The organism is Melghirimyces thermohalophilus, from assembly GCF_900102685.1.
GTDB classification, from domain to species: Bacteria; Bacillota; Bacilli; order Thermoactinomycetales; family DSM-45169; genus Melghirimyces; species Melghirimyces thermohalophilus.
In genome coordinates this window covers 41933-65359 of the sequence record NZ_FMZA01000003.1, presented here as the reverse complement: position 1 = coordinate 65359, position 23427 = coordinate 41933, and the positions used below count along the sequence as shown (strand labels likewise).

General features: G+C 54.1%; 21 protein-coding genes, 6 pseudogenes and 1 riboswitch. Of the genes and pseudogenes, 3 read left to right on the top strand and 24 right to left on the bottom strand.

From position 1 onward, the window contains the following. Nucleotides 1-34: 34 nt before the first annotated feature. From BLP91_RS02790 to BLP91_RS17475, 3 genes and pseudogenes are all read right to left on the bottom strand, one after another. On the bottom strand, nucleotides 35-1438 hold the full coding sequence (locus BLP91_RS02790; protein WP_091566458.1) for a cobyrinic acid a,c-diamide synthase CobB: 1404 nt from the start codon (nucleotides 1436-1438) through the stop codon (nucleotides 35-37). Nucleotides 1439-1961: 523 nt separating this feature from the next. Next, a riboswitch (cobalamin riboswitch) is annotated at nucleotides 1962-2145 on the bottom strand. Between the two features lie 99 nt (nucleotides 2146-2244). After that, a pseudogene (locus BLP91_RS17480) lies at nucleotides 2245-2505 on the bottom strand (undecaprenyl-diphosphate phosphatase); the annotation flags it as partial. A gap of 118 nt (nucleotides 2506-2623) precedes the next feature. Further along, nucleotides 2624-2710 carry an IS3 family transposase gene (locus BLP91_RS17475; RefSeq protein ID WP_091566456.1) on the bottom strand — a complete coding sequence of 29 codons (87 nt, stop codon included), beginning with the start codon at nucleotides 2708-2710 and terminating at the stop codon, nucleotides 2624-2626. Nucleotides 2711-3143: 433 nt separating this feature from the next. Between BLP91_RS17475 and BLP91_RS02775 the strand changes: the two genes are divergently transcribed. Beyond that, nucleotides 3144-5192: a catalase gene (locus BLP91_RS02775; protein ID WP_091566454.1), complete on the top strand. Its 2049-nt coding sequence runs from the start codon at nucleotides 3144-3146 to the stop codon at nucleotides 5190-5192. Nucleotides 5193-5428: 236 nt separating this feature from the next. Here BLP91_RS02775 and BLP91_RS02770 read toward each other — a convergent pair whose 3' ends face one another. The 10 genes and pseudogenes from BLP91_RS02770 to BLP91_RS02720 form a co-directional block, all read right to left on the bottom strand. Further along, nucleotides 5429-5563, bottom strand: a complete 135-nt coding sequence (locus BLP91_RS02770) for a biotin/lipoyl-containing protein (RefSeq protein ID WP_091566452.1) — start codon at nucleotides 5561-5563, stop codon at nucleotides 5429-5431. Nucleotides 5564-5588: 25 nt separating this feature from the next. Beyond that, a pseudogene (locus BLP91_RS02765) lies at nucleotides 5589-5840 on the bottom strand (transketolase C-terminal domain-containing protein); the annotation flags it as partial. 2 nt (nucleotides 5841-5842) lie between these two features. After that, a pseudogene (locus tag BLP91_RS02760) lies at nucleotides 5843-6095 on the bottom strand (ASCH domain-containing protein); the annotation flags it as partial. 254 nt (nucleotides 6096-6349) lie between these two features. Continuing rightward, nucleotides 6350-7531, bottom strand: a complete 1182-nt coding sequence (locus tag BLP91_RS02755) for a CaiB/BaiF CoA transferase family protein (RefSeq protein ID WP_091566450.1) — start codon at nucleotides 7529-7531, stop codon at nucleotides 6350-6352. A 12-nt stretch (nucleotides 7532-7543) separates the two neighbouring features. Next, nucleotides 7544-8718 (bottom strand): annotated as a pseudogene (locus BLP91_RS02750) (acyl-CoA dehydrogenase family protein). A gap of 6 nt (nucleotides 8719-8724) precedes the next feature. Continuing rightward, nucleotides 8725-9510, bottom strand: a complete 786-nt coding sequence (locus tag BLP91_RS02745; protein ID WP_245662043.1) for an enoyl-CoA hydratase/isomerase family protein — start codon at nucleotides 9508-9510, stop codon at nucleotides 8725-8727. 3 nt (nucleotides 9511-9513) lie between these two features. Beyond that, nucleotides 9514-10375, bottom strand: a pseudogene (locus BLP91_RS17010) (HpcH/HpaI aldolase/citrate lyase family protein). Between the two features lie 57 nt (nucleotides 10376-10432). Further along, nucleotides 10433-10990 carry a FumA C-terminus/TtdB family hydratase beta subunit gene (locus BLP91_RS02730; RefSeq protein ID WP_091566444.1) on the bottom strand — a complete coding sequence of 186 codons (558 nt, stop codon included), beginning with the start codon at nucleotides 10988-10990 and terminating at the stop codon, nucleotides 10433-10435. Between the two features lie 12 nt (nucleotides 10991-11002). Beyond that, complete coding sequence (locus tag BLP91_RS02725; RefSeq protein WP_245662036.1) at nucleotides 11003-11476, bottom strand: fumarate hydratase; 474 nt, start codon at nucleotides 11474-11476, stop codon at nucleotides 11003-11005. A gap of 53 nt (nucleotides 11477-11529) precedes the next feature. Then, nucleotides 11530-12291, bottom strand: coding sequence for a GntR family transcriptional regulator (locus BLP91_RS02720; RefSeq protein WP_176757781.1), 762 nt, complete (start codon nucleotides 12289-12291; stop codon nucleotides 11530-11532). 297 nt (nucleotides 12292-12588) lie between these two features. Between BLP91_RS02720 and BLP91_RS02715 the strand changes: the two genes are divergently transcribed. Next, on the top strand, nucleotides 12589-13398 hold the full coding sequence (locus BLP91_RS02715; protein WP_091566439.1) for an acyltransferase: 810 nt from the start codon (nucleotides 12589-12591) through the stop codon (nucleotides 13396-13398). A gap of 77 nt (nucleotides 13399-13475) precedes the next feature. Here BLP91_RS02715 and BLP91_RS02710 read toward each other — a convergent pair whose 3' ends face one another. The 11 genes and pseudogenes from BLP91_RS02710 to BLP91_RS02665 form a co-directional block, all read right to left on the bottom strand. Continuing rightward, a complete protein-coding gene (locus BLP91_RS02710) occupies nucleotides 13476-15083 on the bottom strand; it encodes a gamma-glutamyltransferase family protein (protein ID WP_176757780.1) in 1608 nt (535 codons plus the stop codon). 21 nt (nucleotides 15084-15104) lie between these two features. Then, a complete protein-coding gene (locus BLP91_RS02705; protein WP_091566434.1) occupies nucleotides 15105-15635 on the bottom strand; it encodes a chromate transporter in 531 nt (176 codons plus the stop codon). 5 nt (nucleotides 15636-15640) lie between these two features. Then, nucleotides 15641-16231, bottom strand: coding sequence for a chromate transporter (locus BLP91_RS02700; RefSeq protein WP_091566432.1), 591 nt, complete (start codon nucleotides 16229-16231; stop codon nucleotides 15641-15643). A 26-nt stretch (nucleotides 16232-16257) separates the two neighbouring features. Then, nucleotides 16258-17226: an ABC transporter ATP-binding protein gene (locus BLP91_RS02695; protein WP_091566431.1), complete on the bottom strand. Its 969-nt coding sequence runs from the start codon at nucleotides 17224-17226 to the stop codon at nucleotides 16258-16260. After that, nucleotides 17204-18199: an ABC transporter ATP-binding protein gene (locus BLP91_RS02690; RefSeq protein WP_091566429.1), complete on the bottom strand. Its 996-nt coding sequence runs from the start codon at nucleotides 18197-18199 to the stop codon at nucleotides 17204-17206. The genes BLP91_RS02695 and BLP91_RS02690 overlap by 23 nt, the downstream gene beginning before the upstream one ends. A 12-nt stretch (nucleotides 18200-18211) precedes the next feature. Then, nucleotides 18212-19584, bottom strand: a pseudogene (locus tag BLP91_RS02685) (ABC transporter substrate-binding protein). Nucleotides 19585-19759: 175 nt separating this feature from the next. Beyond that, nucleotides 19760-20659: an ABC transporter permease gene (locus tag BLP91_RS02680; protein WP_091566427.1), complete on the bottom strand. Its 900-nt coding sequence runs from the start codon at nucleotides 20657-20659 to the stop codon at nucleotides 19760-19762. A 15-nt stretch (nucleotides 20660-20674) separates the two neighbouring features. Then, on the bottom strand, nucleotides 20675-21616 hold the full coding sequence (nikB, locus tag BLP91_RS02675) for a nickel ABC transporter permease (RefSeq protein ID WP_091566425.1): 942 nt from the start codon (nucleotides 21614-21616) through the stop codon (nucleotides 20675-20677). A gap of 12 nt (nucleotides 21617-21628) precedes the next feature. Continuing rightward, nucleotides 21629-21862, bottom strand: coding sequence for an Lrp/AsnC ligand binding domain-containing protein (locus BLP91_RS17005; protein WP_245662034.1), 234 nt, complete (start codon nucleotides 21860-21862; stop codon nucleotides 21629-21631). 18 nt (nucleotides 21863-21880) lie between these two features. Continuing rightward, nucleotides 21881-22105 (bottom strand): Lrp/AsnC family transcriptional regulator, encoded by a 225-nt coding sequence (locus BLP91_RS17000; protein WP_245662033.1) that lies wholly within the window; start codon nucleotides 22103-22105, stop codon nucleotides 21881-21883. Between the two features lie 261 nt (nucleotides 22106-22366). Further along, nucleotides 22367-22708 carry a hypothetical protein gene (locus BLP91_RS02665; protein WP_091566423.1) on the bottom strand — a complete coding sequence of 114 codons (342 nt, stop codon included), beginning with the start codon at nucleotides 22706-22708 and terminating at the stop codon, nucleotides 22367-22369. Between the two features lie 473 nt (nucleotides 22709-23181). On the opposite strand from BLP91_RS02665, the gene BLP91_RS16290 reads away from it, so the two are divergent. Further along, entirely contained in the window at nucleotides 23182-23427 is a 246-nt protein-coding gene (locus BLP91_RS16290; RefSeq protein ID WP_143003441.1) for a hypothetical protein, read from the top strand.

Below are 23427 nucleotides of genomic sequence, written 5' to 3'. Positions count from 1 at the left end.
GAAACCTTGATCAAATCTGTCACCATCCTCTTGTTTATGGTGAAAAACCGGTTCGCTCCCTCTTATATGCTCGACAAATCTCCACCCATCGCCGGGCCATGCTCGGCTGGGAAAGGAAGTGAAGATGGGTGTAGGAAGCCAACAAACGGTCGTGACCGTAGCCTTCGCCACCGCTACCGAAGGATCCCCGGCTGCTGTAGAGCGGCTCCCATTCCGGCGGGGTGGACAATCGAGAGTAATGAAATTCATGTCCACGGGCCGTCTCCCCCTTCGCCAGCAACAACGAATCCCTCTTCGCACACACCTCCCGGTAACCCATCGCGGCAAGGCGGGAGCTCATCTCCACCTGTGCCGGAATCACGCCGACCATGGCATACCGTTCCCCGTGCCGATCGGTTAAAGAGTCACACAAAAACATGAACCCTCCACCTTCAGCATAAGTGGGTAACCCTGATTGGATCCGGTCCCGCAGAAAGTCCATCAGCCGGGTCTGGCGGGATAGCCTTTCGGCAAACTCCTCAGGAAACCCTCCACCGAGATAAAGCCCATCGATCGCTTCTGGCAGATCCTCCCCTTGAAGCGGACTGAACATATGAAGATGGGCACCATAATAACGGAGCAGTTCCAAATTTTCTTCGTAATAAAAGTGAAAGGCTTCATCCTTGGCCACGGCGATCACCGGGCCCTGCTCATCCCGGCGCGGACGTGGATAACGACACGCTTCCGGCATCGACACCGGAGTTTTCTGTCGGGCTAAGGACAGCAAGCGATCCAGATCGATGTTCGACTCCACTCGATCCGTCACCTGTTTCAGCCACCGATTCCTTTGACCCTGCTCCCAAGCTGGAATCAGTCCCAGATGCCGTTCCGGCAGGAGGCGGGATTCGTCCCAGGGGAGCGCCCCCAAAACGGGAATGTCACACTCCTGCTCAATCGCCGTTTTTAGCATCTGAGCGTGACCTTCACTGCCCACCCGGTTTAAGATCACGCCACCGATCTCCACCGCGGGATCGAAAACCTGGAACCCCCGCACGACTGCCGCTGCGCTGCGGGCTGCTCCACTGGCGTCCGTCACCAACACCACCGGGGTGTTTAATTCCGCGGCGATCTCCGCTGTACTGCCGTCGTTCCTATCAGGGGCTTCGCCGTCGAAAAGGCCCATCACCCCTTCAACGACGCACACCTCCGCCTTAGATGCGCCCCGCAGGAACACCTCCCGCATTCCATCTTTCCCCAACATCCAGCTATCCAGATTGCGGGAGGACCGCCCGGTCACCGCACTGTGAAACCCCGGATCGATGTAATCGGGCCCCGCCTTGTATGCCTGCACAGCAATCCCCCGCCGCTTCATCGCTGCCAGCAATCCCAAGGTTACCGTAGTTTTACCCACACCGCTTCCAGTCCCGGCCACAATCAACCGGGGCGGATTTTGTTCCATTCAACGCCCTCCTTTTCCTCTTCTCATCATCCATCCCACGCGGTTACAGGGGACCGGGAAACCGGGCCGGCCATCGCCCGCTCCCCTCCCGAGTGGATTCCAGGGCTTCCACATCCACCGGCATCCGTGTTTGCGAACGGTGTCGGACCAAAGCGGATCTATGCGGCAACGCAAGGTCATACCTGAACTGTGTGAAAAGTGCCATGATGGCGTTTAAAGGCGACCTCATCCATCTCGCTCTTCAGCCACGGAGACACTTGTTAGCCGACCCCTCCATCAGCAGCCGCTGCACACCGTTGGATCCACCTACACGCAGGCGGGCCCCCTGACCCGACCCTAACCCGAGGGCAATTGACGGAGTCCCCCATGTCGACCTTTCTCTGGTCCTCCCACCAAATCCGCCGATAAAAATAAAAAACACATCCTTGGAGGATGCGCTTGTGTCCACGACTGGATCGCTGTCCCGATCAGCAAATAAGCAACAGGACGCCCCTGACTCACCTCCCCATCCTCGTAGGTACTGGCGGCAGTCAACGAACAGGCAGGTCTCCTGGCTAATGGTCATCGCTCCCTGCGCCTTCCCGTTCCGAAAAACAGTGACATGTGTGCAGTTTGCTACCATCACAGTGGCGGGACCGCGTCGGAATCACACCGACTTCCCTTTTAAGCCGCCATAAACAGTCGGCACCTGTCCTTTTCCTTATAACTGGTCTTCTTTCACTATATCCAATTGCAATTGATCTGTCCATCGGAGAATGAGAAAAACAAACCTCCATAAAAAAAAGAAACCGTTGAACGATTATCCCGGCCACAATCGTCGCCCCGGATCGGCTGATCCCAGGAATGAGAGCGACAGCCTGGCCCAAACCGATAATCAGTGCCTCCCGAACTGTCAGATCCCCGTCATTTTTCCGTCCTTTTAAATTACGAATCATAAACAGTGCCACACCGGTTACGATGAGCGCCCCGCCGATCACTTTCACCTCGGTCAAGTTGTCTTCGATCACATCGTTAAACAACACTCCTAGTACGCCCGCCGGAATCGTTCCCAACAGGATAAACAACACAAACCGGAAGTCGACGATCCGCACATATGTAATGTCAGTGACCAAGCAACGGAGCCGGAGCTTTGGCTCGAAAAAACGACTGATGCTTTATACCGGTAAAAGGGTCGCTTTCTGCAAATCACCGAACGGATCCCAGGTGACGCATCAACCGCCGGACATGTTTTCGGTTGACCACGATACCCTCACGACGTAGCGCCATGGTCATTCGTACATAACCCCGTATTAGGGATGGAGCCGACAAACTGCCAGGATATGTTCTTAATTGAATCACCGGTGACGGGTGCCACGGGTAGCAGCCAGGTACCGGGCGATCACCCTTGCGCTGTCCCCAGGGTGACGGTCGATGTGGCAGCGATCACCAGTGAAGGGCCTGGAGGGATAAGACCATGGTAAGGAGTTTCAACGAGGTCTGGGATACCCAGTTCCCTTATTTGTTTTGGCAGCTCGTTTAATATCCATATCTGAAATCTGAATCCAAATTCAGTCTGTGGGTTTCTCTGAAGAAAGGTCCCTATCTTTTTCAATCATTTGTTTTTTATAAATGTGGTACGGGACTTATTCCTTAACCCAAGGTATAAGTTCAGAAAAAGTGTACACGCTACTAACGTGTTAAAACTGAGGATAGGTTCGGTGATAACATGGATAAGAAGTCATCAAGAAACCAAAACCCTTTTGATGGAAACATGAAACAAGAACAACTAGATCAGTATCGTATACAAAACACAGGGAAGCCAATGACAACAAACGAAGGGAGAAAAAGATCACAGGATCAGGACCAATTAAAAGCCGGTGTGCGTGGTCCTACATTACGGCAAGATTATGAGTTCTTTGAAAAAATGTCACATTTTGTCCATGAAGAGATACCAGAAAGAGTGGTTCATGCAAGGGGTTACAGTGCTCATGGAGAGTTCGAATGTTATCAGTCCATGAAACATGTGACAAAAGCAGGATTTTTACAGGAAGCAGGTAAAAAGACGCCATTAACTGTCCGTTTTTCTACTGTACAGGGTCCCAAAGGGTCCTATGATACGGCAAGAGATTTACGTTGTCAGGGCGTGAAGTTGTATACAGAAGACGGAAATTTAGATCTGACAACGATTGCCATGCCTGTATTAATTAATAATGACGCCATGAAGTTTCCGGATGCCATGCACGCATTCCAATCTAAGCAGGATGATGATATACCGACGGCCACTGGTGCACACGACAGGTTTTGGGATTATGTAGCCAATAATCCTGAAGCACTTCATATGGTGCAGTGGATCATGTCCGATCGGGGCATTTTAAGAAGTTATCGCATGATGGAATCGTGGTCCATTAATACGTACCTATTTGTCAACGATCAAGGGAAAGCAACATTTATGAGGTATGTTTGGAAGCCTGTCCTCGGTGTCCATTCCCTGCTTCAGGATGAGGCACTGACCATCGGCGGACTCGACCCCGACTTTCACAGAAGGGATCTTAGGGAGGCGATTGACCATGGTGCTTATCCTGAATATGAATTAGGAGTCCAGTTGATTCCGATGGAGGATGAATTTAAATACGACTTTGATGTGCTCGACCCGGCAAAGTTTTGGCCAGAAGAGCTCGTCCCTGTTCAAATCATCGGTAAGATGACATTAAATAGAAATATTGATAATTACTTTACGGAGTCTGAACAAGTCGCATTTAACCCTGCAAATGTCGTTCCGGGAATTGATTTTTCCAATGATCCTGTCTTGCAGGGAAGGTTAATGGCATATAGAGATGCACAACAACATCGACTAGGCAGCGCCAATTACGATGAGTTACCAATTAACCGGCCAGTTTGCCCGTTTCATAATAATCAGCGACGAGGCTATATGAGACAGCGAATCGATGTCGATCAGGTGAACTATCATCAAAATTCACTAGCAAATAACACGCCATACACAACATCACCGGAAGAAGGCGGCTATGAGCATTATCCAAAGAAAGTGGAAGGTCATGTTATACGCGCCCGAAGTGAATCGTTCAAGGATTACTTTTCGCAACCGAGGATATTCTGGAATAGTATGACCCCCGTCGAAAGGCAGCACACTATTGAAGCATTTAGCTATCAACTCGGAAGAGTAAAAAGCAAATCAGTTCGCCAGCAAAACGTCAATTTGTTGGTCAATGTAGATAAGGAAATGGCTTGCATCATTGCTGATAATATTGGTGTCGATCGTCCAAGTGGATCCCATGTACCTCTTTCTACAAGTTATCCTTCTCTTAGCCAGGCCAATACACCTCGTAATGCAAAAACGCAAAAAGTTGGTGTTCTGATTGGCAATGGTTTCAATGGGAAGGAGGTAACAAATGTGCTTAACTATCTACAGCAATGTGTGGTTTTTGTAGAAGTTATAAGTGAAACGCTTGGTACTGTGACAGGGGCGGATGGCACAGAAATTAAAGTCGATAAAACATTTCTTACCACCAGTCCCTATCTGTTAGATTCACTTTATGTCGTTGGCGGACAATCTAAAAATGAAACGAAATTTCATCAAGACATTACGGACTTTGTGAATACAGCATACAAACACTATAAACCGATTGGTGTTGCAACGAATGCGCAGTCCTTTTTTCAAAAAGCTGCAGAGGGCGTCGTTTTTGCCGAAGCTAATCCTGACTTCGAGGAGAAATTTGTTGCGGCCATCGGTCAGCAACGTTTTTGGGATAGAAAATAGTGGCCAAGGTTGTCATTGTCGCTGAAACGGCGTAGACATGAACAATGGAAAGGCTGTCCAAAAGGTGAAGCAAAAGAATGATCCCGTATCACTGATTCGTGGGACGGGATCATTCAAGGTGGTCTCATTGGATCTGCTGTTATTATTGTTGTAAAGGGGAACCAAGGGTCCCATCAGCATTTTGACAAAAAATCCTACGCTAGTCCGATCGGCGTCCATAAGCTGCTCCCAGTACGCTAAGGGTCCGCTTTATCCGTCTGAATTTCTAACAACACTTCGCCGCTTTCCACCAGGTCCCCTTCCCGCTTATGCCAAAAGACGACGACGCTGTCCAGTCCTTCTTCTGTCGTTTTTGGAATCTTTACTTCCAATGGTTCATCATCCCCCTCCTATCGTTTAGGCTTCTTTCATCATGGACCGTACCGCTTCTTCGATCGACTCCGTCCCAGGGATGACGTGATTTTCCAGCGGCCGGCTGTAGGGAATAGGCACATCGGGCACGGCCAGCCGCCGAATCGGTGCATCCAGTTCATAAAGCGCCTCTTCCGCCACAGTCGCCGCGATCTCCGCCGTCATTCCATAGGAACGGTAGTCTTCATCTACGACCAGCAGGCGATGGGTTTTCTTCACGGATTGGAGGATGGTCTCTAGGTTCGATCCTCTTCTCCTTTCGCAACAGCAAAGTCTTCAGGAAATTCATTCATAGGCAACATTTTGACTTCTACTGTTTTAATGATGGCTACAGGCTCATCCATGTTGTTTAAGATCATGCTGTAATCCCCAACAGAAGGAATGGGCTCATTTTCCACAAAAATAACGGCCGAGCAGGTCGCTGTTTTTACACCATCTTTTCCTTTGACCTTTCCAAAACGCATCCCAATACATTTGTGCTGCCTGATTCATTTTGAAGCCCCTCCAAATATTAAACGTAAAAGAAAGAATCCAATCAGAAGGGTTCCTCAGTACGTAAAAATCATTCCATATGTGGAACCCTCCTCGTTTCGGAGGACTATAATATCATTATTCGTCATAGATTGGATCATTTCAGTCCATTCGGAAGCAAAATGGCGGCTCTCCTCGTCACGTCGGGGAAAAAGCCGCCATCTTCATTCTAATTTTTTTCTTCAAAGACTACCGACCTCGGTCTAAGCTCTTCGTCAGCTGATCACCTGTTCTTTTTTCCATGTATCGACCGCTTCTGATTGAAATCCCAATTCCCGCAAAATCGATTCCGTATGTTCGCCCACTTCCGGTATCGGATTCATCACCGGATCGACTCCCTTTGGGAGCCCCGGGGGCAGCAGGGCTTCGATCGCACCCACAGGGGTCTCCACCTTATGCACTCGGTTCCGCTGCCGCAGCTGGGGATGCTGGATAAAAGCGTGGAGATCCTTCAACTCCGCGTTGGCGATCTGGGTCCGGTCGAGGCGGTCCATCACCTCATCTGCGGTTTGATTCTTAAAGACGGCATCGATCGATGCTTGCAGGGATGTTTGATTCTCTACCCGCTGAGAATTGGACACATACCGCGGATCCTGGGCTAACTCCGGCCATCGGAGTACCTCGTCGCAAAACCGCTTCCACTCGCGCTCATTTTGAATCGCGAGAAAAACCTTGCGCCCGTCCCCCGCTGCAAAGGGCCCATAGGGAGCGATAGCGGCATGGCGGGCGCCGGTGCGCCGGGGAGCTGAACCGCCGTAACCAGCATAATACATGGGATAGCCCATCCACTCCGCCAAGGAATCAAACAGGGAGATGGGGATGACTGTACCCCGACCGGTTCGTTCGCGTTGCAACAGACCGGTCAGGATCGAAGAATAGGCATACATCCCCCCCGCGATATCAGCGACGGAGATTCCGGCTTTGGCCGGGACCTCTTCATCTCCCGTGATGGATACCAGTCCGGTTTCACATTGGATCAACAGATCATAGGCCTTCTTGTCCCGATAGGGACCCGACTCCCCGAAGCCAGAGACGTTGCACACGATCAGGCGAGGATACCGTTTCATCAGCTCGTTACTGCCAAGGTGCAACCGTTCCGCGGCACCGGGGGCCAAATTTTGAATAAACACATCCGCCTTCTCCAATAATCCGTCCATGATTTTACGGGCATCGGGGTGTTTCAGGTCCAGGGCGAGGGATTCTTTGGATCGGTTCAGCCAAACGAAGTGGCTGGATAGGCCGCGGACGGTCTGGTCATAGTGGCGGGCAAAATCCCCCACCCCAGGCCGTTCGATCTTGATCACCCGGGCACCTAAATCCGCCAGCTGCCGCGTCGCAAAGGGGGCAGCCACCGCCTGTTCCAGGGCGACCACGGTCACTCCTTCCAAGGGTAACATGCCATCACCTCCTTAGTAAGACCGGGGGAGACCCAGGACGTGCTCCGCTACATAGGACAAAATCATATTGGTGGAAATGGGAGCCACCTGGTACAAGCGCGTCTCCCGAAACTTGCGCTCCACATCATACTCCTCGGCAAAGCCGAAGCCGCCATGGGTTTGCAGGCAGACGTTGGCCGCTTCCCAGGAAGCGTCGGCGGCCAGCAGTTTGGCCATATTGGCCTGTTCCCCGCAGGCTTCTCCCGCATCGAAGCGCCGGGCGGCTTCATAGCACATCAACTTGGCCGCCTCCACCTGGATATGGGATCGGGCGATGGGAAACTGCACCCCTTGGTTCTGTCCAATCGGCCGGTTAAATACTTGCCGCTGGCCCGCGTAATCGGTGGCCTTTTCCACAAACCAGCGCCCGTCCCCGATACATTCCGCCGCGATCAAGGTCCGTTCCGCGTTCATCCCGTCCAGGATATAGCGAAATCCTTTTCCTTCTTCCCCGATCCGATTGGCCACAGGAACTTTTAAATTTTCGATAAAAAGTTCTGTCGTAGCATGATTCATCATGGTTCGGATGGGGCGAATCGCGAGTCCGTTTCCCACTGCTTCCCTGAGGTCCACCAACAACACCGACAGCCCTTCCGTCTTTTTCTTTACTTGATCCAGGGGGGGTGGTCCGGACCAGCAGAATCGTCAGATCGGACTGCTCTGTGCGGGAGATGAACACTTTCTGTCCGTTGACGATATAATGATCCCCTTGGCGGACAGCAGTCGTTCGGAGCTGGGTGGTATCTGTGCCCGTATTGGGTTCGGTCACCCCGAAAGCTTGCAACCGCAGAGAGCCACGAGCGATCTCCGGTAGATATTTTTGCTTTTGCTCCTCGGAACCGTGGCGAAGCAGCGTTCCCATGGTGTACATCTGAGCATGCATGGCAAGCTCCTGCGTTACCACCGGAATAATGGATCTCCTCCAGGATGATGGCCGCCTCGGTCACTCCGAAACCCACCCCTCCGTATTCCTCGGGGATAAGAGCGGCCAAATACCCCGCCCGATTCAGAGCCTCCACAAACTCGTGGGGGTATTCCCGGTTCGCATCTAATTTCCTCCAGTACGAGCCGGGGTAATCCCGGCAAACCCGGCGAACTCCGCGTCTGAGCTCCTCGTGCAGCTCTTCCTTCGCATGGGTTGCTTGCATCGGTGGTTACCTCCCTTGAAACCGGGGTTGCCTTTTTTCATTGAAGGCGCGAACCCCTTCCCGTCGGTCCTCTGTATCGACACAGCGGTTATACCAGTCAACCTCTCGCTCCCTCGCCTCCTCATCGGGCATCCCCCACAGTTCCTCCACCGCTCCCTTGATATACCGGAGGGACAAGGGGGCATTGCGGCTGATCGACTCCGCCAGTTCCAGAAAGGCGGCTTCCAGTTTTTCTGGGGGCAGGATCCGGTTGACTAGACCCATTTCCGCCGCTTCCCTAGCGGTCACCCGCCTGCCTGTAAACAGCAACTCCTTGGCCCGGTGCATGCCGATCCGCTGCGCGAGCAATCGTGTGCCGCCGCCACCCGGCATAATCCCCCGGGTCACTTCCGGCAATCCGAATACCGCCCCTTCTGACACCACCCACATGTCGCAATTTAAAGCCAGCTCCATTCCCCCTGCCAAAGCGTAGCCGTCGATGACAGCGATCGTGGGAACGGGAAGATCCGCCAAGCTGTGGAACATCTCTTCAAACACCCGATGTTGGGCGTGCCACTCCTCTTCACTTAAACGGTTCCGTTCCTTTAGATCCGCTCCGGTACAAAAAGCTTTCGGTGTGGAGGAGCGGAGTCCCACCACCCGAATCCCCGATTCTTTTGACAGCTCTTGGCACGCGCGAATCATTTCTTGAGCCATCTCTGTATGAAAGGCATTCAACACTTCTTCCCGCTGCAAAAAGATTTCAGCGATCGCCGGATGATCCTCCCGCCGCTGCCAATGGACCGAATGCACCTCTCACCCCTCCGATTCTCGGATACTGTATCCAATTTTTTCGTCAAAAAGAATTTTCGTCGACTCCACTTGTCTTAATACGCGGCGTGCCTGTTCCACTACCGGGGCATCAACCATCCTCGACCCGACTTTGACTGCTCCCGCCCCTTGGTGAAGGCTGTCTTCATAGACTCGGATCACCTCCCGCGCCTCCTCCACTTCCGCCTCGGTGGGCAAAAAGGAATCATTGATCGCGGAGAGCTGCCCGGGATGGATGGCCAACTTCCCCTGAAAGCCCATGTTGCTCACTCGCCGGCACGCTTCAGCCAGCCCTTCTCCGTCAGATACATCCAACCACACTCCGTCGATAGGCGCCTCAATACCAGCGGCGCGGGAAATGAGCACCAGTTGCGAACGGGCATAAACAAGCTCATCACCCTCCCGGGTCAGCCGCGCCCCAATGTCCAGGGCTAAATCGACCGATCCCAGGGCTAAAGCTTGGGTTCTTGGCCCCGCCGCCAGCTCTGGGGCCTGAAGTACGCCTTGAGCCGACTCGATCAAGGGTACCACACGCAGGTTGCCCTCGCTTAAGCCCCCCCTTTCGCTCCTCTCGGGTAAGGGCCCGATCCAGCGCCTCCAGCTGGGTACCTTCCGCCGCCTTGGGCAGCATCACTCCGGTCAGCCCAGGCCGAACGGCGGATGCGAGATCCGCTTCAATATAAGGGGTGTCGGTGCCGTTGATGCGCACATAGACCTCCCGCTCCACACCGGATTCCAAAAGCTGTCGCGTCCATTCTCGGGCGGCCGCTTTCTCCGATGCCAAAACCGCGTCCTCCCAGTCGATAATCAGCACATCCGCCGGTAACGTCTGCGCTTTCTCCAACATTCGTTTCTGACTCCCAGGGACAAACAGCCATGACCTCCGCTTCATCGGGTTCCCTCCTTAAGAGAGCCTTCGATACTTCTGCTTTTCTGTTTCGTAGACATCTTGTCCCAGGCTGTCGTAAGCCACCAGCACCGGCAGCCGATCCACGGTAAAGGCCCGGATCGCTTCGATGCCCAAATCCTCATAAGCCACCAGCTCCACTTTTTTCACCCTTTGTCCCAGCAGAGCGGAGGCACCTCCCACCGCTGAAAAGGAGACCGCCCCATAGGCTCGGCAAGCTTCTTTGACCTGTGGCCCCCGGGGTCCCTTCCCGATCGCCCCTTTCACTCCGTACTCGAACAGCCGGGGCGTATAAGGATCCATGCGGTACGCGGTGGTCGGTCCCGCCGATCCGATGACGTCCCCTGGTTTCGGGGGACAGGGACCTACATAGTACAAAACATGCCCCTTGAGATCGATGGGCAACTCTCGTCCTTCTCGCAACAATTGGTCCAACCGCTGATGTGCAGCATCTCGAGCGGTAACCAGCACACCGCTTAAGAACACCTGGTCTCCCGCCCGCAACCTTGCTACCTCCTCATTGCTCAAGGGAGGCGTCATTTCATATGAAGCCATCTTTCTCTCCTTTCAGATCACCCCGGAACGTTGCCGAGCTGCATGACACTGCAAATTGACCGCCACCGGCAGCGAAGCGATGTGACAGGGGAAGGATTCCACAGCGACCCACAAAGCGGTCTGGGTGCCCCCCAGCCCCTGGGGGCCAATCCCCGTCCGGTTGATCGTGTCCAAAAGGTCTCGCTCCAAGGCAGCCAGGTGGGGCTCATGATGATGAACCCCCACCTGGCGCAGGATGGCCTGCTTGGCCAGGGTGGTCACCCGGTCAAAGTTCCCTCCGACGCCCACCCCAACCACCAGGGGCGGACAAGCTTTCCCCCCTGCTTCTTCCACGATGTCAGCCGCTTTACCTTTTGGGGTGTCAGGGGCCACCACATGGGAGAATTTGATGGTAATCTCTCCGTCAGCTGAGGAACCTCCGCCGCAGGCTGCGAGCAACAACGCCATCATACAAATCCCGATCAAAACGGACACACGTTTTTTCAACCCAATCCCTCCCTGATATCGATCAGACACCATACTCCATCAACTGCCTCACTTCAGCGCCCATCTTTGGACAGACCCGTTAGGCTGGCCTCCTTTTGTTGCAAATAAGCCACCAACTGTTCTCCGCTGACGGTAATATGCTTTCGTAATACCTGACAACACTTTTCCAACTCCGCCTCCCTGATATACTTCACCATCTCCCGATGATCCTGATGGGATCGAGGGGCTTGTCCTGGGACAAAAGTCGGGGCCTTGAGAGGAATTCCATTCCAAATTTGCTTGATGATAGACTGAAGGCGTTGCCATGGAGAGCGGGACAATAACAATCGATGAAAATCAAAATTGAGTCGACAGTACAGCTCCATCTCGTCCTCTCGGATCGCTTCATCCATGTCGTAAATCAGCTGCTGCATGTGTTCCAGGTCGGCTTCGGTAATCCGATGGAAGCTACGTCTCAACGCCAGCGGTTCCAGCTCAGCCCTCAGTGCGTAGATTTCCGCCAGATCCTCCGCTGTGATTTCCTTTACCACCGCCCCTTTGTGGCGCTCCCAGGTGATCAGCCCTTCATCCTCCAGCTGCCGCAACGCCTCCCTTACCGGCATTCGGCTAACACTCAGCTCATCCGCCAATTTCTCCTGTTTCAACCGTTCTCCCGGTTGGTAAAAGCCGGACAAGATCGCTTGTCGCAACGCGGTCGTGACGCGTTCCTGCAGTGTGCTCCGATCACTTAACTGAAATTTTTTCAATGCTACCACCAACTTGTTGATTGAATACTGTATCCAAAATTGTTGCACATACTGATTCCACAAAAACACATCAATTCCTACCGAAAATAAAGAATGTTTTGATTTTAAATTCTGAAACATCGGTGACAGGAAACCCGTTTTTCCCCTCTTGACGATCACCTGCAACAGGAGGGCAAAACGTGTCACGAATTACGGAATTTGATTTTCTCAAAGGTTGTGCGATCTTCGCCGTTTTGTTTATTCATATCACAGCGATCAGACGCCCTTTTTGACCATCAATGGTTTAAGCCGCTTTTGTGTGCCGGTATTTTTCCTGATCTCCGGTTTTATCCTCTTTTACCGTTACGGTAGACGGAATTCTTAGCGATCGGGGAATTTTACCAGAAGCGGTCCATCTACGTCATCGTTCCTTTTTTGTCATGGTCCCTAATCTACCTGATCTACCCCGGGGTTACGAAATCCGGATCCGTTCCCCATACTTTCGGAGCCCTCCTAGAAACACTGGTGATGGGCACATCCTACTATCACCTGTATTTTCTGTTCGTCATGACCCAGTTTTACCTCTTGTTTCCCTTTCTGCGGCATCTGTTTCAAAAATGGCAGGGAATCACCCTCCTACCCCTCATGTTGGGAATCACCCTGGCCGCACAGATGCTGACCTGGAGTGAAGTGCAGGAATTTATCGGAATTCATATGAACGAAGTGACGGTACGCCGCAGCCTCTTCCCGTGGCTGTTTTACTTTGCCTTCGGCGGATGGCTGGGCCTTCATCCAGAAGAAAGCCTGCACCAGCTGCGACGCTTCCCCTGGACCCTTTTATCCGTTCTGCTTCTAAGCTCCGCCGTCTTATTGCTGCATCAGATGGTTTTTCTCGATCGGGGGGGTTACCACACCCTGATGACCATCCTCTTATCCCTGATGGTGCTGGTCCTAGGATTCCGCTTGCCCCAGCGGTTCCGTTTCAACTGGGTGGAAACTGCCGGTCGGTACTCCTTCGGCATCTTTCTCATTCATCCGATGCTCCTCCATTCTCTCAATCGTCTCGCAGAGGGGTGGATGTTGGAGGGTACAGGGCTCTGGTTTATCTTGTGGTCCGTCTCCCTGTTCGCCGTTTCCCTGGCAGTCACCAAAATGCTCGACCGCACCCCCTTCGGCTACCTGTTGAAAGGTCGGTGATCACCACGCGAAAAAGACCGACCCTTGATCGGGTCGGCCCTTTTCATGGTTCCTTTTGATGAAACGGTTTCAGCAGATTACCAAGCGGCGATCGAGCCGTCGGTGCGGGGTTCGGTTCCGCCGGCGAGGACGCCGTGTTCGTTTTCCCATATGATCTGGCCTCGGCCAAATCCACCGGGATCGGTGGCGATGCGGATGTCGTGGCCCCGGCGGATCAGCTCCTGGACGATCATGTCGGGAACGCCCCGCTCCACCTCCACGGTTTTCCCTTCCACCCAGCGCCAACGAGGGGCATCCAGAGCGGATTGGGGATTAAGGCCGAAGTCGATGGTGTTCAGCATCATCTGCACATGTCCCTGAGGTTGCATATAGCCGCCCATCACTCCGAAGGGGCCGACGGGACGGCCGCCTTTGGTGAGGAAGCCCGGAATGATGGTATGGTAGGTTCGTTTGCCCGGTTCCAGGACATTGGCGTGATGGGGATCGAGGGAGAAGGTGTAGCCCCGGTTTTGCAGGCTGATCCCGGTGCCGGGGACGACCAATCCAGAGCCGAAGCCCATAAAATTGCTCTGGATGAAGGAAACCCGGTTTCCATCTCCATCCGCCGCAGCCAAGTAAACCGTCCCGCTACCAACCGGCTCCCCCACCGTGGGGGTCAGCGCAGACGTCCCGATCTGTCGCCTCCGCTCCTCCGCATATCCTTCGGAAAGGAGATCCTCCACGGAGCAAGGCATCTTCTCCCGTTCCGTAATATAAGCTTCACCATCGGCAAATGCCAGCTTGATCGCTTCGATCTGGCGGTGATAAGCTTCCGCCGTCTCCCGCTCTCCAAAATCCATTCCCTTCAGAATATTGAGGGCCATCAAGGCCACCAACCCCTGCCCGTTGGGCGGGATTTCCCACACCTCGTATCCCCTGTAGTGAATATGGATCGGATCGACCCATTCCGGCCGGTAGGATTCCAAGTCCTTTTTACGCAGGAACCCCCCGTGTTGACGGGAAAACTGATCGATTTTATCCGCCAGATCGCCAGCGTAGAAGGAGGCGGCGTCGGTCTCGGCGATGGAGCGGAGGGTGCGGGCGTGATCCGCCGACCGCCATATCTCCCCGGCCCGCGGCGCCCGTCCCTCCGGAGCGAAGGTACGGAACCAGGAGGCAAACTCCTCTCCCTGTAACTGATCCTGAAAGGTGCGAAAACCCTTTTCCCAATAATGGGCCAGCACTGGCGTCAGCGGATAGCCTTCTTCAGCGTAACGGGCCGCCGGCTCCAACACTTGAGTCAGGGGAAGTTTCCCAAACCGACGGGACAATTCCGACCAGCCCGCCGGCGCCCCCGGCACCGTCACCGGCAGCCAGCCGTATCGAGGCATGCGTTCATATCCAGCTCGGCGCACGCTATCGATATCCAGTGCCCCAGGCGCCGGGCCGCTGGCGTTTAAGCCGTGAAGATTTCCGCCGGTCCACACCAAGGCAAAGGCATCCCCGCCGATCCCGTTGGAGGTGGGTTCCAGAACGGTCAGAGCTGCGGCAGTGGCGATGGCTGCATCGATGGCATTTCCCCCTTGCTTCAACATATCCAGGCCGGCTTGAGCCGCCAGGGGCTGGGATGTAGCCACCATCCCATTTTTGGCATACACAGTGGTTCGCTGTGAAAGATACGGGCGGTGCATCGAATGAAACTGCATCAAAATCCCTCCTACTTCCTGTCATCCTAACCATACAAATCCATAGATCAGGGAGCCGGCAATCACCCAAGCAGGGTGAACTCCCCACTTTTCCAAGAGAAACAGACTGCACAGGGAGAGGCCTACGGTTTGAAGCACACCGACCTGTCCCCATGCGCTTGCGAAAAACTGATAGGCGATCAGGGCCAATAACACCCCGACCACCGGTCGGATCATCATCGTCATCCGTTTGATTTTCGGCGAATGGCGATACCGGTACAGCAAAGCCAAAAGGAAGATCATCGCCACCAGGGACGGGCCGATGGTGGCCAGCAAAGCTACAGCGGCACCCAATACACCCCCGACTTCATAGCCGATAAATCCGGCCATCTTCGTGGCGATCGGCCCGGGCAAAGCATTCCCTAAAGCCAGTACATCCCCGAACTCCTCCAGGCTCATCCAGCCGTACCGGTTCACCACTTCATGCTGGATCAAGGGGATGGTGGCGGGACCACCGCCGTAACCCACGATTCCTGGGATAAAAAAAGCCAAAAAAAGTTCCCAATAGATCACCTGCGTCAACCCCTTTTGTTCGTCTCGCCGACGGACGCTTCTCCGGCTGAGGCGGAACCACCGCCGCACCCCCCTGCGACCAGTGCCCATACCAATAGGACCCCGATCACGATCGCCGGATGAATGCCAACATAGATGGCTGCCACACTGATCCCGGCGATGACGACCGTCCGCGGCCCTTTTTGTTCACTCCATGATTTTTTGAAAAAATTGTAGGCGAGAACGGTCAACATCACCGCCACCACCGGCCGAACCGCCGCCGTCATCCCCTGAACATGGGGCGAATCCTTATAAGCCATGAGAAAACCTAACAACGCGATCATGATCAGCACCGTTGGCAGCACCATCCCGACAACACCAACCAGACAGCCGCCAATCCCCGATACTCGATACCCGATATAACCGGCCATTTTGGTGGCGATGGGACCCGGCAGCGCATTGCCCAATGCGAGCACGTCACTAAAATCCTCATCATCCATCCAACGGTATTTCTTTACGACTTCCCCGTGGACAAGGGGAATAGAGGATGGCCCTCCTCCGTACCCCAACATGCCCACCCGAAAGAAAGCTAAAAAGATTTGCAATAACCGTTTCATTCTTTCAACCTCTCTACTGGTTTACGTCAACGAGCGTGGCAAGCGATGCGATGCCCCGGAGCGATCTCCTTCCACTCCGGCCGCCTCTCACGGCAAACGGACCGCACTTCCGGACAACGGGTATGAAAGGGACAGCCCGAAGGTGGATCCGAAGGACTGGGAAGATCCCCTTTTAACAGAATGCGTTCCCGCTTTTTTCCGGGAACCGGGCGGGGGATCGCCGAGAGCAGCGCCTGTGTATAGGGATGCTGCCCTTCCCGGAAGAGGGTGAAGGCGGAAGCCAGCTCCATCGCCTGGCCCAGATACATGATCAACACGCGGTCACAGAGGTGGCGAACCACACCTAGATCGTGGGAGATAAAAAAATAGGATAATCCCCGTTTCTGCTGCAAGGATTTGAGCAATTTCAAAATTTGTGCCTGGACAGAAACATCAAGAGCGGACACCGGTTCATCACACACGATCAGAGAAGGATTCAGGGCCAGCGCCCGGGCGATCCCGATCCGCTGCCTCTGTCCACCGCTGAATTCATGGGGAAGGCGCTCCCCATGCTCCCGATCCAACCCCACTTCATCGAGCAGTTCCCACACCCTCTCCCGACGGGCTCGCTTGTCCAACATCTGGTGGATCGTCAACGGCTCCTCCAGCGTATCATCGATTCGCTGCCTCGGGTTGAGGGACGCGAAGGGATCCTGAAACACCATCTGCATCTTTCTCCGATACGGCTTCAACTTGCGGCTGGACAGATGGGTGATGTCCGCCCCCTCAAATCGGATCCGGCCTTCCGTCGGCTTTTCCAAGCGGATCAGCGTCCGGCCGATGGTCGATTTGCCACAGCCGGATTCGCCAACGACGCCGAGGGTCTCCCCTGCATACAGCTCGAGGGAGATCCCGTCAACCGCTTTCACCTCGCCGGTGGAGCGGCGGAACCAACTGCTCCGTCTCGGGTAATGCTTCTTGAGGTTTTCCAGTTTAACCAGCGCTGGAGCCGCCATGGGCTTCCCCCTCCTCTTCGCCCAGCCAACAGCTGGCGACATGTTCCGTACCAAAGGCAAAGGAAGGCGGGTGGTGATCCCTGCATTTTTCCACCGCCTCACGGCAGCGGGGATGAAACGGACACCCGCGCTGAATCTCCCCCGGCTTCGGCATGTAGCCGGGAATGGAGTTCAATGGATATAGCGAATCGTCCACGTTGGGAACCGACTGTAGCAGCCCCTGGGTATAGGGATGCTTCGGCTCGTGAAACAGGGTTTCCACACCCGCAGCCTCCACCACCCGGCCGGCGTACATGACCAGCACCCGATCAGCTGTCTCTGCCACCACACCCATATCGTGGGTGATCAGGATGACCCCCATCCCGGTCCGATCCTTTAAGTCCACGATCAAATCGAGAATTTGAGCCTGGATGGTCACATCCAGAGCCGTCGTCGGTTCGTCCGCGATCAGCAGCTTCGGCCGACAAGCGAGGGCGATCGCGATCATCACCCGTTGGCGCATCCCACCGCTCAATTCGTGGGGGAATTGTTCCATGCGCTTTTTCGCCTCGGGGATTTCCACCTGTTCCAGCAGACGAACCGCTTCCCTATACGCCTCTTTCTTCGACTGATCGCGATGGATCCTGAGAGGCTCCATCAACTGAAATCCGACGGTGAACACGGGATTGAGAGAGGTCATCGGTTCCTGGAAGATCATCGAAATCCCGTTGCCACGCAGCTCTCGCATCTCTTCTCCATTCAACCGCAACAGATCCCGATCGTCAAATCGAACGGAACCCATCGCCCGGGCGGATTCCGGTAACAGGCCCATCAGCGATAGAGAGGTGACGCTCTTTCCGGAGCCGGACTCGCCGACGATCGACAATACCTCACCGGGGCGAACAGAAAAGGAAGCGCCCCGGACTGCGGGAACTTCCCCATGAGCGGTCCGGAAGCAGACCTCCAAGTTGTCCACCTGCAGAATGGACTCCACAGTGATCCCTCCTCATTTCAGCGTCACTCCAGCCAGTTCCCAACGACCGGTGGGATCCACCTGGAGACCCTGGACGTTTTCCGTCATCGCCGTCACCACCACTTCATGATACAACGGAATCCAGGGGGCTCGCTCCACCAATAACTGATTCACTTCGTTCAACGCCTTCAGTCGCTCGTTCTCATCGGTGGTGGTTCGGGACTTTATGATCAGCTCATCCGCTTCCGGAATTGCCGTCTGCGTCGAATTCGATGAGCCGACATTGTCCGAGTGCAGATTGGGATAGACCAGCTCACTGCCATCGGCAGTGCTGTTCGACCATCCCCCCACCATTAATTCAAAATCCCCCTTGCGCGTGGTGTCGAGGTAGGCCCCCCACTCCAGGGTTTTGATTTTCGCTTTGATCCCCGCTTTGGAGAGTTGACCCTGGATCAGTTCCGCCAGCATCGGGTAATTGCCGGTGTTGGCCGTAGTGATCGTCACTGTTTGGTCGATATCCGCTTGTCCGGCCAGCTCTTTCGCCCGGTCGGGATCGTGTTTGTACCCCTTTCCTTCGATGGAGTCATCATATCCGAACACCTTCGGTCCAATGACTCCCTCCGAAGGATAGGCCAGTCCGTTCATCGCGCCGATGATCGCCTCTTCGTCGATGGCGTAGGCGATTGCCTGACGGAATGCATGATCCTTCATCGGGGCTTTTTCATGTTGAATCCGAGATAGGTGATCGGTGTCCCCTTTTGCTTACTCAACTTGATCTTGTCATGGTTTTTCAACCGATCCAGGTGTTCCGGCTGCAATCCATCGACCAGATGCACCTCCCCTCGCTCCAACAGGGAAATGGCGGTGGAGATTTCCGGCACCACGCGAAAGGTGACTTTTTTCAACATCGGTTTGTCGCCCCAGTAATCCGGATTAGGCACCAAGGTGAGCCGATCGCCCTGTACCCATTTCTCCAATTGGAAGGGGCCGGTGCCGATGGGCTTTTTCATCAAGTCCTGCTCTTTGTCTGCAGAAGGACTGACGATTGCCGCGTTGGTATGGATCAGAGCAGCTAGCATCGGTCCGTATGGCTTGTCCGTCTTCAACACCACTGTGTCCGCATCCTTCACTTCCACTTCTTTGACGGAGGCCAATAGCGAAGCACGGGGTGCACCGGTATCCGGATCCCGCAGCTTGTCGAAGGTGTACTCCACCGCTTTGGCATCGAAGGGGGTCCCGTCGTGAAACTGGATGCCCTTCCTCAAGTGGATGATCCAGGTGTTTGGGTCGGGATTTTCATAAGACTTCGCCAACTTTGGTTTGATTTTCAGCGTTTTCGGATCTCGAACGAATAAGGTCTCGTAAATCTGATCAATCACCCGCGAGGAAGCGGAATCGTTGGTCATGATCGGCGACAGCCCGACCGCATCCGCCGTCGAGGCGTAAACCAGCTCCTGATTGGCGGAGGAACCCGATGATGGCGGCGCACAGCCAGCGATCATCACCAATAGCGCCAACACCCAAACCCATCCACTCCGTTGTTTTTTCACAAAAAACATCATCATCCCTCCGTTGATTGGATCAAGATTCGTAAGTCACATCCATATGGGGATCCAGCGCATCACGCAGGCCGTCCCCCACGACGTTGAAGGCGAATACCACCAACATGATCGCCACCCCCGGAATGATCGTCAGGTGGGGAGCGGTCCACATATAATCTCGTCCCGCAGCAATCATAGCTCCCCATTCCGGAGTCGGTGGCTGGGCTCCCAGTCCGAGGAAGCTGAGGGCCGACGTGGATAGGATCGCCGTAGCCATCCGCATGGTGGCGAAGACGATGATCGGGGCGGCACAGTTCGGTAGCAGGTGCTTAAAGAGGATGCGGCCATCGCCAGCCCCCATGGAACGCAACGCCTGCACATACTCCCGATCTTTCAGCGACAGAACGCTTCCCCGAACGATGCGGGCACACGTGGGAACCGACCAAATACTAATGGCGATCACCACATTGATCAAACGGGTTCCCAGCATCGCGATCACCAACATCGCCAACAGGATGCCGGGAAAAGCGAACATCAGATCGACCAGCCGCATGATCGGCCCGTCCAACCACCGGTAATACCCCGCCAACAAACCCAACACAACCCCACCAACCAGGCCCAGTACCACCGAAGAGATGCCGACCAAAAGGGAGATGCGCGAACCGTAAACCAAGCGGCTCCACATGTCGCGACCGTATTCGTCCGTACCCAGCCAATGGCCTTCGGAGCCCGGGGGCAACTCTTTCACCGCCAAATCCTGCGCCGTTGGATCATATGTGGTCAACCATGGGGCGAACACAGCAGTGAACAATTGAAGTGCAATGATGACCAGGCCCACCGTTACTAACCGATTTCGACACAGCCGACGCCAAAATCGGATGCCCGTCTTGGTCTGGGAGACGGATGGCGTTTCCGTCGTCGTTGCAGCGGATGTCGTCATGTCGGGACCTCCCTCTCATTCGTATCGGATGCGCGGATCGATCCATGCATACAGGATGTCGACGATCAGATTGACCAGGATAAACAGGGTGGCGACCAATAAAACCGAACCCTGGACCATGGGATAGTCCCGGGCCGCAATCGCCTGTACCATCAAGCGGCCCACACCGTTAATGGCAAAAACCTGCTCGGTGATGATCGTGCCTCCCAGTAAAAACCCAAAATTGAGACCGATCACCGTGATCACGGGAATCATCGCATTCCGCATGCAGTGTACGAGGATGACGCTCTTCTCTTTCACTCCCTTCGCTCGGGCCGTCCGAATGTAATCCTGTCGGATCACTTCCAACACCGCCGAACGCGTCATCCGAGCGATTAGGGCGGCTGACCCCGTCCCCAGGGTGATCGCTGGTAAGATCAGCTCCCGGAGGCCAGCCCAGGTCCAAGGGGGCTGGGTGAAACCAGCAGCAGGAAACCATTGCCAATAGACCGAAAAAATCAGAATCAACATGCTGCCGAGCCAAAAGTTGGGGATGGAAACCCCCGCCAAGGCGCCGATGGTACTCAAAGTATCGACGGCGCTGTTTTGCCTGATTGCTGATAGGATCCCTGCCCCGACTCCAATCAAGGTGGCGACGATCATACTGGCGACCGATAGATTGAAAGTATTGGGAAAGCGGAGCATGATCGCCTCCGCCACCGACTGGTTGGATTGATAGGAGTAACCCAGATCACCCTGGAACAAATCACCGAGATAGCGAAAATACTGGGTAAACAAAGGGTCGTCCAAACCGAGCTTTTGCCGGATGGACTCCACGTCTTCCGCCGTCGCCGTTGGCCCTCCGATGATGCTGGCAGGATCTCCTGGCGCCAGATGAAGAGAGATAAACACGACGAAGGTAACCCCCAGGAGAAGAGGGACCAATTGGAACAATCGGCGAACGATCAAAGCAGCCATCCGATTCCCTCCCTACCGGATAAAATTGAAGCGGCTCTTCAACTTTTTCAAAACGGTGATGACCTGAGTGGAAGTGATGCTTTCGATCCGATTCAATCGGTTCATCAAAAATTCCGATAAATCATCATAATCGCGGGTCAGCACTTCCAGCATCAAGGGATACTTCCCCGTCGTAAATACGATCCAGCGAACTTCATCCAACGCCTTCAACGCCGAGACCACCTCCTCCATCCGTTGCGGAATCACTGCCACCTGAATATAGGTCTATACGTTTAAACCCACCTTGATCGGGTTGACCACCCCGACCAGACTGAGGATCCCATCCTCCTGCATCTGGGCTACCCGGGAACGGATCGTCCGCTCCGTCACCCCCAATTCGTCAGCGATTCGGGTAAAGGGCATTCGGGCATTTTCCTGCAGCAACACGGCGATCTGACGGTCCAACTCGTCCAACTGCCGATACTCGTTAAATTCCATAATTTGATCCAATCCCGTTCACCTCTTCATCAAATCGGCATCAATCATCACTTACGATCCGATATTCGTACGATAATCAGAAAATAGGTACGATTATTTTTATATTAATAAATCATAAGTTATATACAGATTATTATCAATCCTCTAAATATACGGAATTTTGTCTAATATAAGTCAACTTTAAAGCAAAAATGTATTACATTTTGTCTCGTCCTCATCATACTCACTTATTCCGCCACATCCATTACTTTTTCATCCATATTTCTTTTCTCTTTAACGAAGAGTATCAAAACAAAACTGACGAAAGATCAAAGTACCGTCCAACACCACCGCAGCCGACCAATTGCCCGTTGCATCCCGCAGCGCACCACTCACCATAGGGGACATGACAGCCCCATCTCTCCAATGAGGTTCAACATTCCATAGGCGGCTCCCCGATATTGGGGGAGCGATATCCGCCGTCAAGGCTTGGGAAATGGGTTGAAGAGCGTTGAAAAAGAGACTGGTGACAAAAAGAAGAATCCCCATAACGATCACGGATTGGCCACCCTGCGTCAAGTAGAAACCAAAAGCGAGGATAAGAAGTCCCTGGATAAGGGTAAACGCAAGAAGCATACCTTTACGCCCCCAACCCCTCCTGACCGCGTAATCTGCAAGCCATCCCCCGGCCGAAAAGCCCAAAATACGGTGTCGGCTTTGAATATTGCAGTTAAAGCGGCTTTCAAAAACGAAGTGTCCGCAACGTTGGAGATAATGGCAACAGACCAGAAACCGAAGAACACAGATTCCACAGAATCGCGATGGCGGTACATGCCCAAGTCCAGTCCTTTTTCCAACCGCGGTTGTTGTAAATGACCGTTAAGAACGGGGCACGGTATCGATTATATATCGGCGGATTGTGCCAGGGAGGAAGCGTCCGTCTTTTAGCTAATGGTTTTCATATCACTACGGAAGGGAATGTGTCCATGGGCTGAATTCGGCGCTTTTTAACGATCACTACTGCCTTTGCCCGGCTGCTCCTCCCCTCGACGGTTTCCGGACAGGCGAAACCCTCTCCCACTGCTGATAAAACCAAGTGCGATCTTACTGTGGATCAGCTCCTTTCCCGCATGACCACAGAAGAGAAAGTGGGACAGATGGTGATGGACATCACCCACGACCCGCCAGGAGGAATGCCTGATGAGAAAACCCGTCAGATGATCCAGGACCACCACATCGGGGCTACGACCATCTACAACAAGAAGGACCCTGCATTTATGGCCAAGTACAACAATCAACTGCAACAGTGGGCTGCCGACACATCAAGGTGGCATACCAAAAGGGAAAACGATTAA